The organism is Lachnoanaerobaculum sp. OBRC5-5 (assembly GCF_000296385.1).
GTDB lineage: Bacteria > Bacillota > Clostridia > Lachnospirales > Lachnospiraceae > Lachnoanaerobaculum.
Map to the genome: position 1 here is coordinate 2,206,885 of NZ_JH815185.1, position 19,256 is coordinate 2,226,140.

Below are 19,256 nucleotides of genomic sequence, written 5' to 3' on the forward strand. Positions count from 1 at the left end.
GACAATTGAATTCTGTACTTATATTCATTCGATATATAATTACTTTTATATTTTATCATACTAGTATTTTCTAATCAATGCGATAACATTAAAATAAATTTTTATTTTTTATGTTTCACATGAAACATTACTTTGTTTCACACTATAAATTATACAATTATTTATAATTATATATTATTAAAAAGGACCGAACTTAAAATCATTGAGATATATGTGCTTTCTTAAAATATTGCTATGTTAAAAAATACATTATGACTATAATATATACAATTAAAAAATCCATACAGTATAATGTTTCACATGAAACATTACTGTATGGATAAAATACATGTTTCATGTGAAACATATATTTACTTTATAGGTTCCTTGGTCGGTAAACCGGCTTTTCTGGGATATTTATCAGGTGTGGATTTTATTTTCTTTATATCAAGAAAAATTCTTTCTCCATATTCACCCAGCTCAAACTTTTCAATATTTCCTGTTTCTCCACCCAGCACTTTTATTGCCTTTTGTGCCTCGGCAATTTCTACTTCATATCCCTTTGATTTATATGATATGAAACTTCCGCCAATCTTTACCAGAGGTAAACAATATTCTGAAAGTGATGCCAGATTTGCAACAGCCCTGGATACACATATATCAAATTTCTCTCTGTAATCTTTATTTCTGTCTATATCCTCAGCTCTTGAATGTATTGCATTTACATTTTTAATATCCAATATTTCACAGGTTTCTTTTATAAATTTTATCCTTTTATTAAGGCTGTCTATTAAAGTCAGATTAAGATTCGGATATACTATAGCTAAAGGTATTCCCGGAAAACCTGCACCTGTACCCATGTCCGCTATATTATAATTCTTACTTACGAGATCTTTTACGGATTTTTCCAAAGCAATACTGTCTATAAAATGCTTATATGTAAACTCCTTGATTTCTGTTATTGAAGTAAGATTCATAACCTTATTTTTCTCAACCAAGATTTCATAGAATTTATACAGCTTTTCTTTTTTCTCATCAGATATATCAACATCAAGAATATTGCTTTCCGATAAGTATTTTACCATATCATTATACATTCTTTTTCTCCTTATAGGTCTCTAAATATACCAATAATACGGTTATATCTGCAGGTGACACTCCCGATATTCTTGACGCCTGACCGATAGAGCTTGGTCTTACTTTGCTTAACTTTTGTACCGCCTCTATTCTAAGACTGTTTACATTATTATAGTCTATATCTACAGGTATTTTCTTGTTTTCAAGTTTTTTAAACTGCTTTACCTGTGATTCCTGTCTTTTTATATAGCCCTCATATTTTATATTTATATTTACCTGATCTCTGACTTCTTTCCTTAGTTCTTTTCTGTCTTCATCAAGTTCTTTTGTAAGATCGTAATTTAACTCAGGTCTTCTTATAATTTCTGCCAGATTTGCTGAAGTTTGAAGAGGTGTAGATCCGTTTCTTACTAAAAATTCCTGTACTTTAGCATTCGCCCCTACATGGATATTTTTCAGTCTATCAATTTCCTCATCTATTTGTCTTTCTTTTTCAAGAAGCCTTTGATATCTTTCCTCTGAGATAAGTCCTACTTCATAGCCTATTTTTGAAAGTCTGATATCCGCATTATCCTGTCTAAGAAGTAGTCTGTATTCAGATCTTGAAGTCATCATTCTGTATGGCTCATGACTTTCTTTTGTAACCAAATCATCTATAAGTACACCTATATATCCTTGATCTCTGCCTATTACAACCGGTTCTTTTCCCATAACTTTCATGGATGCATTTATACCTGCCATAAGTCCTTGAACCGCAGCCTCTTCATAACCTGAACTACCGTTAAACTGACCTGCTGCAAACAAACCTTCAATAGCCCTAAACTCCAAGCTGTCTTTTAACTGTCTGGCATCTATGCAATCGTATTCAATAGCATATCCGTTTCTTACTATTTCAGCATTTTCAAAACCTTCTATACTCCTGATCATTGCATACTGTACATCCTCAGGCAAAGAGCTTGAAAGTCCTGACAGATACATTTCATTTGTATAAAGTCCTTCAGGCTCTACAAAAATCTGATGTCTGTCCTTATCAGGGAATTTTACAACTTTATCTTCTATAGAAGGGCAATATCTTGGACCTGTTCCTTTTATAGCACCTGAAAACAATGGTGATCTGTCTATATTTTCTCTTATTATTTCATGAGTCTTTTCACTTGTATATGCAAGATAGCATTTTACCTGTTCTTTTTGTATACTCTCAGGATCGGTTTCAAATGAGAAAGGTACTACCGGATTATCTCCATATTGCTCCTGCATTACACTGTAATCTATAGTTCTTCCGTCAACTCTGGCAGGAGTACCTGTTTTAAATCTGTTTAAATCAATACCGTATTTCAAAAGAGAAGATGTTAGATGATTTGCAGATTTTAGACCGTTCGGTCCTGTATATTCAGCCACCTCTCCATATATACATCTTGCATTCAAATATGTACCTGTCGCCAAAATGACCGCTTTAGCAAAGTACTTACTTCCTGATACGGTTTCAACACCTTTACATACATTATCCTCTATTATAAGCTTTGTTATCTCTTTTTGACATATAGTTAGATTTGGAGTATTCTCCAAGGTTTTTCTCATTTCTTTGGAATATTCCTGCTTGTCGGCCTGTGCTCTGAGAGAGTGCACTGCAGGACCTTTTGATGCATTAAGCATCTTGGATTGTATAAATGTCTTATCAATACATTTTCCCATTTCTCCGCCAAGTGCATCAAGTTCTCTTACAAGGTGTCCCTTAGAACTACCACCTATATTTGGATTACATGGCATCAAAGCTATGGAATCCACGCTTACTGTAAATATTACAGTCTTCAGTCCAAGTCTTGCGCTTGCAAGTGCCGCCTCACATCCTGCATGACCTGCTCCGACTACCACAATATCATATACTTTTTCTATTATATTCATTAACTACCTCTATTTAATTGTATGCAATTATATCACTTACCCATACAGAACTTTGAGAATATTTCATTTACAACATCATCATCCACTGTTTCACCTATTATCTCACCCAATGCTTCATAGGCATTTAAAAGATCTATTGTAAAGAAATCCTCTTCATATCCTTCTTCGATACTTGAAAGACACATTTCCAAAGATTCCGATACTTCATTTATTATTTCCTGATGTCTTATATTTGTTATAATTACCTGATCATTGAAATTTATCTCTTTTGAAATAAACTTAGCCTTGATCATATCCTCCAATTCATCTACTCCTATATTTTCCTTGGCTGAGAATATTATAACATCCTTATCACTGTACTTCTTGATATCTTCAACACTTAATTTCAGCTCTCTATCAGACTTATTAAGCAGTATTATTGCATTTTTATCCTTTACACTTTCAAGCAACTCTATATCTTCTTTATCTAAAGGTAAAAGTCCGTCTATTACCACCAAATTCAAGTCTGCATTATTACTTGCCTCTATTGCTTTTTGTACTCCTATACTTTCCACCACATCATCAGTCTGCCTGATACCGGCCGTATCAGTGATATTCAAACTGATACCTGACAGTTTGATATTCTCTGTCAATGTATCTCTTGTTGTTCCGGCTATATCGGTAACTATTGCTCTGTCTGTTCTTGAAAGGAGATTTAAAATGGAAGATTTTCCGGCATTCGGCTTTCCTATTATGACCGTATTTATACCTTCCTTTATAATACTTCCATCTTTAAATGATTTCTTTAAGTATTCTATTCTTGTATATAATTTCTTTACTATTTTTTTGAGTTTATCACTGTATCCGTCCAGTGAATAATGTTCAGGATCGTCAAGTGCGGCTTCTATAAATGCAATCTGCTCCAGTATCTGAGCCCTTATTGTCTTTATATTTTCTGTCACAGCTCCGTTTAGCTGTCTGATTCCGGCTTTTAATGCCAGTTCATTCTTTGCCTCTATTATATCTATGACCGCTTCCGCCTGACTTAGATCCATCTTTCCGTTTAAAAAGGCTCTCTTTGTAAATTCTCCAGGAAGTGCCATCCTTGCCCCCGACTCCAGTACTGCATGCAATACTTTTTCAAGTATCAATATACCACCATGACAGTTTATCTCTACTGTATCTTCGCCTGTGAATGTTCTCGGTGCTTTCATCAGCATTACCAAAACTTCATCTATTATCTCTTCACCGAAAAATATATGTCCGTAGTTGATAGTATGTGAGTCCGCCTCAATCAGTCTTTTCTTTCCGCTGTATATCTTATCAGCTATACTTACGGCATCTTCTCCGCTTATTCTTATTATGCCTATTCCACTTTCTCCAAGTGCTGTTGCTATAGCGGCAATAGTATCTGTTCTCTTCATATTTATATAATCCTATTTTATTAACTTTATATTGTTACTGAAATAAAAGAGGACCATCAATAACTATGTTATTAACAGCCCTCTTTCACAAGACTAATTTTTATTGTATTTCCCTTTTAGGGCTTCTTCTGTTTTGTTTAAAATTCTTCTTCGGATAAACTGTTATATGTCTGAAAGGTTCCTCACCTACACTCTTTGTAGATACCATATTGTCTCCCTGGAGTGCAGCATGTATGATTCTTCTCTCATAAGCATTCATAGGTTCAAGCTCTGTGAACTTACCTGTTTTCTTTACCTTTGCCGCTATATTCTTTGCAAGCATTTCAAGTTTATCTTTTCTCTTTTTTCTGTAGTTTTCAGTATCAAGCTTTATTCTTATATAGCTTTCGCTGCTCTTATTTACTACAAGGCTCAATATATACTGAAGTGAATCAAGAGTCTGACCTCTTTTTCCTATCAATACGCCTAAGTCTTCTTCACTCTCTATTACGATAGAAAGCTCATTTGTCTTAAATGAGAAATTATATACCGCATGTGCAGGAAGATTCATTGCTGCAAAGAAATCCTTTAAGAAAGCATCAGCTCTATCTCTTATCTGCTCAAGCTCATCATTTGTAAGTACTCGTCTGCTTGTATAAGAAGGCTCTTCCTCACCGTAAAACTGTGCATATTCGTCTACAGCTTCTTCAGACTGTACAGATGTCTCTTTTTCTTCTACTGTAACTTCTTCTACAACAGTCTCTACCTTTTGTTCTACAGTTTCCTTTTTCTCTACTTCTTTTTTCTCAATAGGAGATTTTTGTTCCTTCTGCTTTTCGTGTTTCTTTTCTGATGAATTCTTTTTATCTGTATCAGCAGATTTCTTTATTGTAACCTTAAGAGTCCATGGCTTTGCACCGAAAACTCCCAAAAATCCATTAGTGCCTCTTTCAATTATCTCTACATCCACATTATCACTTGTGGTTCCAAGCTCTATTAAAGCCTTGGTTAAAGCTTCATCATAATTTCTTGCTGAAACTCTAGCACTGTCCATCTCTTTCCTCCTATTTATTTTTCTTAGAATTTGCCTGCTTCTCATTGTACTTGGCTACCATATTAGCCTTTGAAGCAAGTGAACCCGGTTTTGCATCCTTATTGTAATACTCTGTTGAATCCTTTAAATTCTTGGCATTCACTTCGTATTTTTTTGCTCTTTCTTCTTTTTCCTGCTTTTCAATTTCATCCATATGCTTTGCATTTTCGATGACTTTCTTATTTGCGCTTAATGCAGGAAGTCCTTGCTTTGCTCTCTTTGCATTTTGCTTTGCAAGATTTGACTCTACAAGCTTATCAATATCAAGATCTTTAAGTCTGTAGTTTACAAGTAACTGAATGACTGTTCTTGCAAGTGCTGAAGCTATCCAGTATATACCGATACCTGCAGGGAGAGTAAAACAAAATACTACTGACATGATAGGCATTACAGTATTCATACTCTGCATCTGTTTTGCCATCTCATTCTCAGGCTCTCCGTTTTTCGGCTGGTTTGTTGTCATTACCTTAGTTGATATAAACTGTGTAACTCCTGCCAATATCGGTATTATCCATGCTACATTTATATTGTTCATTCCCTGCCATGGTGACACCGATAAATCAATACCGAGGAATGAATTCATCTGCTTAATAAGAGGAATACTTGTCTCCAAGACATTACTCATATTAGGGAAAGTCTCTGACAATGTAGTCCATTTTTCAGGTGTAAATTTATATAATAAATCTATTACTTTATTTGTAACCGTATAGTCATTATTTTCTATAGGAAGTCTTACAGCTTTTGCCAAATCACTTATCTTATTTATATAATCAGACTGTTGCATAAGTGAAGTAGCCACAGTCTCAAATACGCTGCGAACACTTGTTACATATGCCGGTATTCTGTATATAACCTGATAAAGTCCGAACAATATAGGCATCTGTATAAGAAGCGGAAGACAACCGCCTGTCATACTTGTACCGTACTTACTGTACACAGCTCTTGTCTCAGCATTCATCTTCATTGCCGATTCATTATCTGTTTTTCCTTTATATTTATCCTGTATGGCCTTTATTTCAGGTTGAATTACAGCCATAAGTTTTTGTGACTTCTGCTGATTTATAGTCAAAGGTATCATTATTATATTGATTACCAGTGTAAAAATTATAATAGCGACACCGATATTTGTGATTCCCAAATCAAATATCAGATTCATTATAAATCCAAGTATTTCAGCAAACCAACCTATAACAGGTGTGGATGACTTTGTTAACAGTACAACGTCCAAGCTAATTCCTCCAAATTTCATTAGATTTTCTAACTTACTAAATTCCTTAAATATACTTATGGCACAGGATCGTATCCACCTTTTGCGAAAGGATTACATCTCAATATTCTCCATATACTAAGTAATGATCCCTTTATTATGCCATGTTTTTTTAAAGCCTCTATGGCATATTGTGAACAGGTAGGAGTATAAATACAATGTGTTCTTACCTTTAGCGGTGACAGATATTTTTGATAGAATCTAATAAGCTTAATCATACCCTTTAATACTAAGCTATTTATTTTCTTCAACATTTTCTCTATCCAGTCTATGTGATTTCAGCAAATGTAAATAGGCATTTTCCAATTTATGATAATCCCCTACATCTGCACCTACTCGTACTACTACTATTATATCTAATCCCTTTTTCTCTATCTTATTCAATCTGAAAATTTCTCTCAATTTTCTTGCAAATGTATGTCTGACTACACTGTTACCGTTTTTCTTTGAAACCGATATACCTATCCTGTTGTAATCCAAATTATTTCCATATACATACATAACAAGAGTTTTATTGGCATACGACTTTCCGTTCTTATATACCCTTTGAAAATCAGCATTACTTCTTAAAGAAGGAAAATTTTTCACATAAACTCCTCAAATGCAAAACGCATCTTATATTAGATTAAATGTAATACTACCATAAACTAAAAGGATAGTCATAAGACTATCCCTAAGTAATCTTCGACAGATAAATTCTTTACTACATAATGTAGTACTCATCTGTTTTCCGGCTGTTGCCTTATTTTTTTAAGCTGATAATCTAGCTCTTCCTTTTGCTCTTCTGGCAGCTAAAACTTTTCTACCGCCTGCTGAACTCATTCTTGCTCTAAAACCATGAACCTTAGATCTTTGTCTCTTCTTAGGTTGGAATGTCATCTTCATGATCTGATACCTCCTTATTTCTTTTCGTTTGTCCAGTCTTTTTTAAGTCTATGTTCTTTACTTTTCCAAAGAACGCACCCTAGTATTATATATAAAGAAGGTATACAAGTCAATAGCTTTATCGCTCTTCACTGATTTTTAATAATGTACCTGCTACAGCTAAAGTAAGGATTGAAGAAACTATCGCCTCTGCTACTCCCTGTGTTCCTATTATACCTACTATTACAACAGGCAACTGTGTCAACTCTCTCCCTGTTGCACTTGCATAATGCTCTCCGAACAGGAAGTATATACCGCTCATTACCAATATTGTGTTTGTTACTGCCGCCATGGCACCTGATACCAGGAGTGCTATTTTCACCTTACCTGTTTTTCTTATTGCTCTAAAAACAAGTGCAGCCACTATACCTACCAGTATTCTCGGAACAAAACATACTATTACAGATCTTATTCCGCCTGTGTATCCTGCTATGGCCGGTGCAAACGGTGAAAAACAAAATGATGTCGGGTTCGGCATGAATGTATTCTTCCACATACTGCCAAGTCCGAATACAAATCCCAGTCCTGCTCCCTCTTTCCACCCAAGTAAGATTGCCCCAATGGCTACCGTTACATGAATGATAGTTGCGTTCATTATACCAAGCGGTATAAATCCCAAAATAGGTACCAATGTCTGAATAATAATTATAGCTATGAAGATAGCCATGATTACCATTCTTTTTGTCTTCTGATAAGAATCTCTCTTCATTTTTTTCTCCTCTCGCTACTACTCCTATTGGATATAATGCACTTAATATTATATATTTAATACTCCGTTTTATCAATATTTTTATTATCTCAAAGTAAGAATATTGTTCCCCGGATTTTCAACTGTTAAAATTCTTATCAACATAATTATCCACATTTACCTGTATATTTTCATTGTTTAAAATCCAAATGTTTATATTTTAGTTATCCACATTTTGTTGATAGTGTGTGGATATTTTATTTTATCTCAATGTTGATATTTCTTGTTTTGCTATATTTTAAGCCGTTTTTTTTTGTCAACATCGTTATCAACATTCTGTGTATAAGGCTTTTTTACATCTGTTTTTATCATTTTTTAATATGGATAATTTATTTTACAATTTTTAATCAACTACGTTGTCCATAACTTTGTGAATATCTATGTTGATAATTTTCTTTTTTACTTTTTCTTTACATTGATATGAATACCTTTTTTTGATATACTTTACCTAGTTTATACTTATCCTAAAGGAGTAAAAAGGATGATAGATAAGATAAAATCCAGTTGGGAGGAAATAATCACGTTTTTAAGGGATGATTATGAGCTCTCACCTGTATCATACAATACATGGATAAAACCCATGATTCCGACATCAATCGATAAGGATTCAAAGGGAGTTTATACCTTGGTCATCACTGTTCCTTCACAACCTTTTAAAACTTATGTTACAAAAAAATACTCCCTGTACCTTTCGGTATCCATAGAGGAAGTTACCTTAATAAAATGTAATGTCGTTTTTATAGAAAAGTCGGAGCAGGAAACAAAAAAATATCCAAATACGCTGATAGACAATAAGCGGCATCCGGTAAACAACCTGAAGCTTTTAAGTGCAAATCTGGATCCGCTTTATACTTTTGATACATTCGTAGTAGGAAAAAGCAATGATCTGGCACATGCAACCGCTATAGCTGTAGCAGAATCTCCGGGAAGTCAAAATCCCGGCGAACATTACAATCCCTTCTTTATATATGGAGGCGTTGGTCTTGGAAAAACTCACTTGATGCATTCCATTGCACATTACATATTGGAACACAATCCGGAGGCAATCATTTTATATGTCAGCAGTGAGAAATTCCTTAATGAATATATTGATGCGCTAAAAAACAGCAATTTACAGGAATATCGCTCAAAATATCGTAATGTAGATGTACTTCTTATTGATGATATTCAGTTTATCGGCGGTAAGGATGCAATACAGGAAGAACTTTTCCATACTTTCAATGCATTGTATGAGCAGAAAAAACAGATAATACTTTCTTCAGACCGACCTCCTATGGAGCTTAAAAACCTTGAAGAGAGACTTCGTTCAAGATTTGCCTGGGGTGTGGCAGTAGAGATTTTTTCTCCGGACTTTGAAACAAGAATGGCAATTCTTAGAAGTAAGGAAGAAAGAGACGGCAAAAACATTGATAATGAAGTTATTCAATTTATTGCTACCAATATAAAGAGTAATATCAGAATGCTTGAGGGAGCACTAAATAAGCTTTACGCTATGAGCAGACTTAATAAAAATCAGGAAATTGATATAGAGCTGGCAAAAACGGTACTGAAGGATATGATCACTCCCGATGCTCCTACAAAAATAACTTCAGAGTATATTGCAACTGTGGTAGCGGATCATTTCAATATCACCGTGGCGGAATTAAAAGCCAAGGGAAGAAAAGAGCCTGTAGCAACTGCAAGACATATTACAGTTTATCTTTGCAGAAAAATGACCAATGATACTCAAACTAAAATAGGTCAATTTTTGGGTGACAGAGATCACTCCACGATAGTCAATTCCGAGGATGTAATTACTAAGAGAATCGTCTCTGACAGTGAGCTGAATCAGACAATTGAAACTATCAAAAAGAAGATTTCTCCACAGTAATCCAAATTATACGGGTAGTTCCCAAACATGGTGATGTTTACAAAAATAAGCTAAAAAGCAAGTATTTACAAGGCTTTTAAGACTTTTGCACTTATCCACACACTATAATAATACTAATACTAAAATATATTTAATTATTTATCATGGCGAGCGAGCTCCTTACTGAGTAAAAAATCGCCAACCGGAGGAACAATGAATTTAAAATTTCAAAAAGCACAATTGGTAAATGCTTTAAGCATTGTAATGAAGGCTATATCTACCAAGACTTCAAGTGTTATTTTAGAATCAATACTTATAACGGCAGCTGATAACAGAGTTGTTTTAGACGCTACAGATACGGAACTTTCAATTCAAACAGAAGTGGATGCGATTATAGTAAATCCGGGTGGAGTAGTTTTAAATGCAAAACTATTCTCAGAGATTGTAAGAAAGTTTGAAAATACGGATTCTTTAATAGAGCTTGATGTAGATAAGGATTTCAAGACCACTATCAGATGTGAGCAGGCTGTATTTAATATTATGGGAATTGATCCCGTAGAGTTTATACCGATGCCGAAGGTAGACAGGGATGATTTTATCAAGCTTTCACAGTTCAGTTTAAAAGAAGTTATCAGACAGACCGAGTTTTCCACAGCTATAAGCGATATCAACAGAATGATGGGTGGAGAGCTTATAGATATTAAAGATAATGTGGCTAAATTCGTTACTCTTGACGGACATAGAATGTCTATCAGAAATATTGAATTGAACGGGAATTTTGAAAATCAAAGATGTGTGGTTCCTATAAAGTCCTTACAGGAAGTTATGAGGATAATTGACAGCGATACTCAAAAAGATGTTAATATTTATTTTTCAAAGGATCATATACTCTTTGAGTTTGATAAAACACTTGTATTGTCAAGAATACTTGACGGTGAATATTTCAGAATTGAGACCATGCTTTCAAGTGACTATGATACCAAGGTTACCGTCAGCAGAAACAGATTTCAAAGTGCTATAGAGCAGGCTATGATACTTATCAGGGAAAATGAACATAAGCCTTTGATTCTTAATATAGAAAACGGAATACTTACATTGTTCGTAAATTCATCACTTGGATTTATGGATGCCAAAGTAAATATTGAAAAAAGCGGAAGTGATTTAAAGATTGCCTTTAACCCTAAGTTCTTAGTGGATGCATTAAAGGTAATTGATGATGATTTTGTAGATATTTATTTTACAAACGCAAAATCGCCATGCTTTATTAGAGACGATAAAAATTCATACACTTACCTGATATTGCCGGTAAATTTTGTAGGATAAAGGTGAAATATGCAAGAAGTTAAAATTAGAGATGAATATATAAAGCTGGAGCAGGCTATGAAGCTTGCAGGTGCCGTATCTATGGGTTCGGAAGCCAAGATGGTAATACAGGCCGGAGAGGTTTTGGTAAATTCCGAGGTGGAGCTTAGAAGAGGTAAGAAGCTTAGAGACGGCGATATATTTACATACGAGAACAATGATTATAGAATCGTTGGAGCTTAAGGACTATAGAAACTATGAGAGTTTGAATATCCAGCTTTCAAGCGGTGTAAATATATTTTACGGTGACAATGCGCAGGGAAAGACAAATATTTTGGAGTCAATATATCTTGCCACCACTTCAAAGTCTCATAGAGGAAGTAAAGATAAAGATATTATAAAATTCGGAAGCAATGAATCGCATATCAAGCTGATGATAGAAAAAAACAACTCATCTGTAAGACTTGATATGCATTTGAAAAAGAGCAAGTCTAAGGGAGTTGCTATAAACGGTATTCCGATAAGAAAGCTTAGTGAGCTTTTCGGTACCTGTAATGTTGTATTTTTCTCTCCTGAAGATTTGAATATTATCAAGAGAAGTCCTAAGGAAAGAAGAAATTTTGTGGACATGGAGCTTTGTCAGTTAAATAAGCTCTATGTTTCCACTTTAGTTACCTACAATAAGGTGCTTGATCAGAGAAACAAGCTTTTAAAAGAAATCGGTTTTAAGAGCGGTGTTGAGGATACTTTGGATATCTGGGATATGCAGCTTGTAAAATACGGTAAGGATTTGATTGCTTACAGAGAAGCCTTTATAAAGGAATTAAATGGGGTCATTTTCGGTATACATTCTTTACTCTCAGGTGGTGAGAAGATAAATGTAGTATATGAAAAGAATGTTGAAAAAGATGATTTTGAAGAAGAACTGAAAAAATCAAGAACAAGTGATATAAGGTATAAGACTACGAATGTAGGACCACATAGAGATGATTTTTCATTTTTTCTAAACGGTGAAATGGATTTGAAAAAGTTCGGATCTCAAGGGCAGCAAAGAAGCCTTGCCTTATCATTAAAATTATCCGAGATAGAGCTTATAAAATCAAGATACGGAGAATTTCCGGTGCTTTTATTGGATGATGTATTATCCGAGCTTGACGGAAAAAGACAGTCTCATCTTTTGGAATCCATAAAACATATTCAAACTTTGATTACCTGTACAGGTGTGGAAGATTTTTTGAATAAATCTTTGGATATTGGAAAGGTGTTTAAAGTAACAAATGGTACAATAAAAGAAAATGAATATAATTAACTCATTGTATACAAGTATTTTATAAAATTGTTTAAATTTTGAGTAATCAAAAAATTTCTTTTTTGTGGTGTTATGTGGATGTAAAATAAAAATAAAAACTTACACCTTGTTAAAAATTAATAAAAATATAGAATATAAAAATGATAATATATAAAAAATAATGTTAAAATCTTCGTAAAACTCTGTTAAAATTTGCAGACTTCAAAATTGTGTGTTATATTATCACACATAAATTCACACATGTATATTTATAAACTGATTTCGGAGGTAATATTCAATGACAAAAAAGAGAATTAATACATTCATAGGATCTATAGGAGCATTTATCGGAGTTTTAGTATTCTTATCTTATATACCGCAAATTATAGCAAATATAGGTGGTGAGAAATCTCAACCGCTGCAGCCGCTTGTAGCGGCAATATCTTGTTTGTTATGGGTTATATATGGCTTAACAAATGAACATAAAATAGATTATATCCTTATTATACCGAATGCGGCAGGTGTAGTTTTCGGATTTTTGACTTTTATAACAGCTTTGTAATAATGTATATTTTAGGGGTGCGTGGCACCCCTTTTTTCTTATTTATATGTAGTAATTTTATTCCACATTTTCAAAAAAAATGTTATAATATATCGATATGACATTAAGAGTAAATTTTCCTGAGAATGTATTCTCAGATGATTTAAAGGAGATAGTATGAGTACAGAGTATGATGCATCCCAAATTCAAATACTGGAAGGTTTAGAGGCCGTTAGAGTAAGACCCGGAATGTATATTGGTTCAATATCATCAAGGGGTCTTCATCATCTTGTTTATGAGATAGTAGATAACTCTGTAGATGAGGCTCTTGCAGGATTTTGTACCGAGATAAAGGTAAAAATAAATGAAGATAATTCAATCACTGTAAGAGATAATGGTAGAGGTATACCGGTAGACATTCAGCAAAAAGCCGGAAAGCCGGCGCTTGAAGTGGTATTTACAATACTGCATGCCGGAGGAAAATTCGGCGGTGGAGGGTATAAGACCTCAGGCGGATTGCATGGAGTTGGTGCATCTGTAGTAAATGCACTATCTACATGGTTGGATGTAAAGGTTTATAAAGAAGGAAAAATCTATCATATGCGATTTGAAAAGGGTAAAGTCGTAGAGAATATGCATGTGATAGGTGAATGTGATCCGAGTGAAAGCGGTACCGAGGTAAGCTTCTTACCGGATGCCGATATATTTGAGGAAACAGTATATGACTTTGATATATTGAAAGTCAGATTAAGAGAGACAGCTTTCCTCACCAAGGCATTAAAAATTGTTTTGATTGATGACAGAGTAGAAAAAAAAGAAATGTCTTTCCACTATGAGGGTGGTATCAAGGAATTTGTTACCTATCTCAATAAGGGTAAGGCACCTATATATGATGAAGTAATATACTGTGAGGGTGTGAAAGAAAATGTGGTTGTGGAAGTTGCAATGCAGCACAATGACACCTATTCCGAGGGAATTTATACTTTTGTAAATAATATAAATACTCCTGAGGGTGGAACTCATCTTTCAGGATTTAAAAATGCACTTACAAAGACATTTAATGAATATGCCAGAAACAATAAACTGCTAAAGGAAAATGAGGACAATCTCTCCGGAGAAGACATAAGAGAAGGACTTGTAGCTATAATCTCTGTAAAGATACAGGATCCACAGTTTGAAGGTCAGACAAAACAAAAACTTGGAAATTCCGAGGCTCAAACTGCGGTAAATGCCATAGTAAGTGAGAAGCTTACTTATTTCCTTGAGCAAAATCCGGGAATAGCAAAGCTTATAAGTGATAAGGCTATTACAGCGCAAAGAGCAAGAGCTGCGGCAAGAAAGGCAAGAGATCTTACAAGAAGAAAATCTGCACTTGACGGTATGAGTTTACCCGGTAAACTTGCGGACTGTTCAAGTAAGAATCCTGAGGAATGTGAGATATTTATAGTCGAGGGAGATTCTGCGGGAGGTTCCGCAAAATCCGCAAGAAAGAGAGATACTCAGGCTATTTTGCCTCTTAGAGGAAAGATACTCAACGTGGAGAAGGCAAGACCTGATAAGGTATATTCAAATGCCGAAATAAAGTCAATGATTACAGCATTCGGTACAGGTATACAGGAAGATTTTGATATCGGTAAGCTTCGCTATAACAAGATTATCATAATGACCGATGCCGATGTGGACGGAGCTCATATTGATACCTTGATGCTGACATTTATATACAGATTTATGCCTGAACTTATAAAGGAAGGTCATGTATATCTGGCTCAGCCGCCACTGTACAAGCTTGAGAAGAATAAAAAGGTATGGTACGCATATTCTGATGAAGAACTTGATAATATTTTAAAAGAAGTCGGAAGAGATCAGAATAATAAGATACAAAGATATAAAGGTCTGGGAGAGATGGATGCCGAGCAGCTTTGGGAAACAACTATGGATCCTGAACGCAGAGTACTTAAAAAGGTAGTACTTGATGATTCAATGCTTTCAGAAACAGATTTAACATTCACTACTCTTATGGGAGACCAGGTTGCTCCGAGAAGAGAGTTTATAGAAACAAATGCGAAATACGTATCGAATTTGGATATTTAAAAAGGTAGGTTAAAATATGGAACCAAATGTTTTCGACAAGTTTAATGAGATCGACTTAAAGAAAACCATGGAAAAGTCATATATTGACTATGCAATGAGTGTTATTGCAGCAAGAGCGCTTCCTGATATAAGAGACGGTTTAAAGCCTGTACAAAGAAGAGTGCTCTTTTCTATGATAGAACTGAATAACGGTCCTGATAAGCCACATAGAAAATGTGCCCGTATTGTCGGAGATACAATGGGTAAATATCACCCACACGGAGATTCTTCAATATACGGATCATTGGTAAATATGGCTCAGGACTGGTCCATGAGATATCCACTTGTGGACGGACACGGAAACTTCGGATCTGTGGACGGAGACGGCGCGGCTGCCATGAGATATACAGAGGCGAGACTCTCAAAAATCGCAATGGAGATGCTTGCCGATATAAATAAGGACACTGTTGACTTTGCTCCGAACTTTGATGAGACTGAAAAAGAGCCTACAGTACTGCCGTCAAGATATCCGAACCTGCTTGTAAACGGTACTACAGGTATTGCGGTAGGTATGGCCACAAATATTCCGCCTCACAATTTAAGCGAGGTAATAAATGCCGTAGTAAGGATAATAGATAATAAGATAGAAGAAAAAGAATCTACTATCGATGAGATGCTTGATATCATAAAGGGACCTGATTTCCCTACAGGTGCGCATATACTTGGACTTAGAGGAATCAGAGAAGCTTATACTACAGGTAGAGGAAAGATAAAGGTAAGAGCGGTATCTGAAATAGAAGCCATGCCAAACGGCAAAAACAGAATTATAGTTACCGAGCTTCCATATCTTGTAAATAAAGCAAAGCTTATCGAAAAGATTGCCGAACTTGTAAAAGATAAAAGGATAGACGGTATTACAGATCTTAGAGACGAATCAAACCGTGAAGGAATGAGAGTCGTTATAGAACTTAGAAGAGATGTAAATGCCGGAGTTATATTAAACAGATTATATAAGCATACACAGTTACAGGAAACTTTCGGTGTAAATATGCTGGCACTTGTAAATAATCAGCCTAAGGTGCTTAATATTTTACAGATGCTTGAGTATTATCTTGCACATCAGGAGGATGTAGTAACAAGAAGGACAAAGTATGATCTCAATAAAGCTAAGGAAAGAGCTCATATTTTGGAAGGTTTGCTTATAGCCCTTGATAATATTGATGAAATCATAAAGATTATCAGAGGCAGTGCAAATGTAAGTGTTGCAAAAGAAGAACTTATAAAAAGATTCGGACTTACCGATGTACAGGCTCAGGCTATAGTTGATATGCGTCTTAGAGCTCTTACAGGTTTGGAAAGAGAAAGACTTGAGTCCGAGTACAATGAGCTTTTGGCTAAGATTTCATATTTTGAGGGAATATTGGCAGACGAGAAAAAACTTCTGGGTGTGATAAGAGAAGAAATACTTACTGTTGAAGATAAGTATAAGGATGACAGAAGAACAGGCTTTATACAGGATGATGATATGGAGGATGAGGACCTTATCCAAAGAGAAGATATCATCATTGCAATGACAAAGCTTGGATATATAAAGAGAATGAGTCCTGACAATTTCAATGTCCAAAACAGAGGAGGTAAGGGCATCAAGGGAATGCAGACCATTGATGACGACTTTATCGAAGACATTGTTATGTCAACTACTCACAACGATATATACTTCTTCACAAATAAGGGTAGAGTATATAATATAAAGGGATATAAGATTCCGGAAGCTTCAAGGACTGCAAGAGGTGTTGCAATAGTAAACTTATTGAATTTGCAGCCTGATGAGAAGATTTCGGCTATTATACCAAGTGAAGCAAAGTCAAAGGACGGATATCTCTTTATGGTAACCAAGAAAGGTACTATAAAGAAATGTCAGATTAATCTGTTTGACAATATAAGAAAGAACGGACTTGCAGCCATAAATCTCACAGAAGATGATGAGCTGATAGAGGTTAAGGTAACTCATGGTGATGACGATCTTATCATAGTTTCAAAAGACGGTATGTGTATAAGAATCAATGATAAGGATATAAGAGCTATGGGTAGAGGTGCTACCGGTGTTCGCGGTATGAGACTGAATAGAGATGATGAGGTCATCGGAATGCAGCTGGCATCTCAAGGGGAGTATTTGCTTCTTGTTTCTGAGTATGGGTATGGAAAGAGAACAAGGATATCCGAGTTCAAAGTCCAAAACAGAGGCGGTAAAGGTATCATATGCTATAAAGATAATGAAAAGACCGGAAAGTTGGTCGGAGCAAAACTTGTCAATGAAGACAGAGAGCTTTTGCTTATAACCACAGAGGGAATCATTATCAGAATAGAAGTAAGCGGAATATCAGTGCTTGGAAGAGCCGCATCAGGTGTTAAGCTTATGAATATAGACAGAGAAAGTGATACCAAGATTGCAAGTATTGCAAAGGTCAGAGAGGAAAAAAACACCGAATCTGAAGAGGAAAGCAATACATAGAAAGGAAATAAAATGCAAAAAATACCATTTTTGACATTAGATAAAGTAAGAGAAATTGTAAAAACATATCCGACCCCATGGCATATATATGATGAAAAGGGAATCAGAGAGAATGCAAAAAAATTAAATGAAGCATTCAGTTGGAATAAGGGATTTAAAGAATACTTTGCCGTAAAAGCCACTCCGAACCCTTTTATAATGAATATATTAAAAGAATGCGGTTGCGGTATGGACTGTTCTTCTATGACAGAACTTGAATTAAGTGATGCATGCGGTTTTAGCGGAAAAGATATAATGTTTTCCTCAAATGAAACTCCTATAGAAGAATTTAAGTTTGCAAATGATCTAGGAGCAATAATAAACCTGGATGATATCACACATATAGAATATGTTGAAAAGGCTTGTGGAAAATTGCCTGAGACTATGAGTGCCAGATATAATCCGGGCGGAGTCTTTACTATGTCAAACGGTATAATGGACAATCCGGGAGATGCCAAATACGGCATGACTCCCGATCAGATTATAGAAGCATTCAATATAATGAAGTCAAAAGGTGTAAAGTACTTCGGTATTCATGCATTTCTTGCAAGTAATACGGTTACAAATGAGTACTACCCTAAACTTGCAAAGGAACTGTTTGAGTTTGCCGTAAGAATAAAGAATGAATGCGGTATATGCGTAAGTTTTATAAATCTGTCAGGAGGAGTGGGTATACCGTATACTCCCGATCAGGAGCCTAATGATATATTTGAAATAGGCAAAGGTGTAAAAAAGGTCTATGATGAAGTACTTGTAGCAAACGGTATTAAAGATGTGGCTATTTTTACGGAACTTGGTAGATATATGCTTGGACCATATGGAGCTTTGGTAACTGAGGCAATACATGAAAAGCATACACACAAGGAATATATAGGTGTGGATGCCTGTGCGGTAAATCTTATGAGACCTGCCATGTATGGAGCATATCATCATCTTAGCGTACTTGGTAAGGAAAATGAAAATGCAGAATATACATATGATGTAGTAGGTTCACTGTGTGAAAACAATGATAAGTTTGCTATAGACAGAAAGCTTCCAAAGATAGAAAAGGGAGATTATATCTATATACATGATACCGGAGCACATGGATTTGCAATGGGATATAATTACAATGGTAAGCTTAGGTCTGCGGAGTTACTCTTACAGGAGGGTGGAAGTGTAAAGATGATAAGAAGAGCGGAGACTGATAAAGACTATTTTGCAACTTTTGATTTTTGTAATATACTGGATAAGTATTTAAAATAAGATCTGCATATTTTTAAAAAGATAAGAAATCAAGGCGG

At 35.1% G+C, this 19,256-nt stretch carries 17 protein-coding genes; 8 read left to right on the forward strand and 9 right to left on the reverse strand.

Going from position 1 to position 19,256, the window contains the following annotated elements:
* Positions 1 to 350: 350 nt before the first annotated feature.
* The 9 genes from rsmG to HMPREF1135_RS10320 all read right to left on the reverse strand — a co-directional run bounded on the left by rsmG (position 351) and on the right by HMPREF1135_RS10320 (position 8,333).
* Positions 351 to 1,076, reverse strand: a complete 726-nt coding sequence (rsmG, locus tag HMPREF1135_RS10280; RefSeq protein WP_007594914.1) for a 16S rRNA (guanine(527)-N(7))-methyltransferase RsmG — start codon at positions 1,074 to 1,076, stop codon at positions 351 to 353.
* A complete protein-coding gene (gene mnmG, locus HMPREF1135_RS10285) occupies positions 1,069 to 2,958 on the reverse strand; it encodes a tRNA uridine-5-carboxymethylaminomethyl(34) synthesis enzyme MnmG (protein ID WP_007594915.1) in 1,890 nt (629 codons plus the stop codon). The genes rsmG and mnmG overlap by 8 nt, the downstream gene beginning before the upstream one ends.
* A gap of 32 nt (positions 2,959 to 2,990) precedes the next feature.
* Positions 2,991 to 4,361, reverse strand: coding sequence for a tRNA uridine-5-carboxymethylaminomethyl(34) synthesis GTPase MnmE (gene mnmE, locus HMPREF1135_RS10290; RefSeq protein ID WP_007594916.1), 1,371 nt, complete (start codon positions 4,359 to 4,361; stop codon positions 2,991 to 2,993).
* Positions 4,362 to 4,461: 100 nt separating this feature from the next.
* Positions 4,462 to 5,394, reverse strand: a complete 933-nt coding sequence (gene jag / locus HMPREF1135_RS10295; RefSeq protein WP_007594917.1) for an RNA-binding cell elongation regulator Jag/EloR — start codon at positions 5,392 to 5,394, stop codon at positions 4,462 to 4,464.
* A gap of 10 nt (positions 5,395 to 5,404) precedes the next feature.
* A complete protein-coding gene (locus tag HMPREF1135_RS10300) occupies positions 5,405 to 6,661 on the reverse strand; it encodes a YidC/Oxa1 family membrane protein insertase (RefSeq protein WP_007594918.1) in 1,257 nt (418 codons plus the stop codon).
* A 56-nt stretch (positions 6,662 to 6,717) separates the two neighbouring features.
* A complete protein-coding gene (gene yidD / locus HMPREF1135_RS10305; protein WP_007594919.1) occupies positions 6,718 to 6,954 on the reverse strand; it encodes a membrane protein insertion efficiency factor YidD in 237 nt (78 codons plus the stop codon).
* A complete protein-coding gene (rnpA, locus tag HMPREF1135_RS10310) occupies positions 6,935 to 7,288 on the reverse strand; it encodes a ribonuclease P protein component (protein WP_007594920.1) in 354 nt (117 codons plus the stop codon). The genes yidD and rnpA overlap by 20 nt, the downstream gene beginning before the upstream one ends.
* A 162-nt stretch (positions 7,289 to 7,450) precedes the next feature.
* Positions 7,451 to 7,585, reverse strand: a complete 135-nt coding sequence (gene rpmH / locus HMPREF1135_RS10315; protein ID WP_007594921.1) for a 50S ribosomal protein L34 — start codon at positions 7,583 to 7,585, stop codon at positions 7,451 to 7,453.
* Between the two features lie 118 nt (positions 7,586 to 7,703).
* Positions 7,704 to 8,333 carry an ECF transporter S component gene (locus tag HMPREF1135_RS10320; RefSeq protein WP_007594922.1) on the reverse strand — a complete coding sequence of 210 codons (630 nt, stop codon included), beginning with the start codon at positions 8,331 to 8,333 and terminating at the stop codon, positions 7,704 to 7,706.
* Between the two features lie 520 nt (positions 8,334 to 8,853).
* Between HMPREF1135_RS10320 and dnaA the strand changes: the two genes are divergently transcribed.
* The 8 genes from dnaA to HMPREF1135_RS10360 all read left to right on the forward strand — a co-directional run bounded on the left by dnaA (position 8,854) and on the right by HMPREF1135_RS10360 (position 19,218).
* A complete protein-coding gene (dnaA, locus tag HMPREF1135_RS10325; protein WP_007594923.1) occupies positions 8,854 to 10,242 on the forward strand; it encodes a chromosomal replication initiator protein DnaA in 1,389 nt (462 codons plus the stop codon).
* 192 nt (positions 10,243 to 10,434) lie between these two features.
* Complete coding sequence (gene dnaN / locus HMPREF1135_RS10330) at positions 10,435 to 11,544, forward strand: DNA polymerase III subunit beta (RefSeq protein WP_007594924.1); 1,110 nt, start codon at positions 10,435 to 10,437, stop codon at positions 11,542 to 11,544.
* A gap of 9 nt (positions 11,545 to 11,553) precedes the next feature.
* A complete protein-coding gene (locus HMPREF1135_RS10335) occupies positions 11,554 to 11,766 on the forward strand; it encodes an RNA-binding S4 domain-containing protein (RefSeq protein ID WP_007594926.1) in 213 nt (70 codons plus the stop codon).
* On the forward strand, positions 11,741 to 12,832 hold the full coding sequence (gene recF, locus HMPREF1135_RS10340) for a DNA replication/repair protein RecF (RefSeq protein WP_007594928.1): 1,092 nt from the start codon (positions 11,741 to 11,743) through the stop codon (positions 12,830 to 12,832). The genes HMPREF1135_RS10335 and recF overlap by 26 nt, the downstream gene beginning before the upstream one ends.
* Positions 12,833 to 13,109: 277 nt before the next feature.
* On the forward strand, positions 13,110 to 13,373 hold the full coding sequence (locus HMPREF1135_RS10345; RefSeq protein WP_007594929.1) for a SemiSWEET family transporter: 264 nt from the start codon (positions 13,110 to 13,112) through the stop codon (positions 13,371 to 13,373).
* A 156-nt stretch (positions 13,374 to 13,529) separates the two neighbouring features.
* Positions 13,530 to 15,443 (forward strand): DNA topoisomerase (ATP-hydrolyzing) subunit B, encoded by a 1,914-nt coding sequence (gyrB, locus tag HMPREF1135_RS10350; protein ID WP_007594930.1) that lies wholly within the window; start codon positions 13,530 to 13,532, stop codon positions 15,441 to 15,443.
* Between the two features lie 16 nt (positions 15,444 to 15,459).
* Positions 15,460 to 17,934 carry a DNA gyrase subunit A gene (gene gyrA, locus HMPREF1135_RS10355; RefSeq protein WP_007594931.1) on the forward strand — a complete coding sequence of 825 codons (2,475 nt, stop codon included), beginning with the start codon at positions 15,460 to 15,462 and terminating at the stop codon, positions 17,932 to 17,934.
* Positions 17,935 to 17,946: 12 nt separating this feature from the next.
* Positions 17,947 to 19,218, forward strand: a complete 1,272-nt coding sequence (locus HMPREF1135_RS10360) for a diaminopimelate decarboxylase (RefSeq protein ID WP_007594932.1) — start codon at positions 17,947 to 17,949, stop codon at positions 19,216 to 19,218.
* Positions 19,219 to 19,256 lie beyond the last annotated feature (38 nt).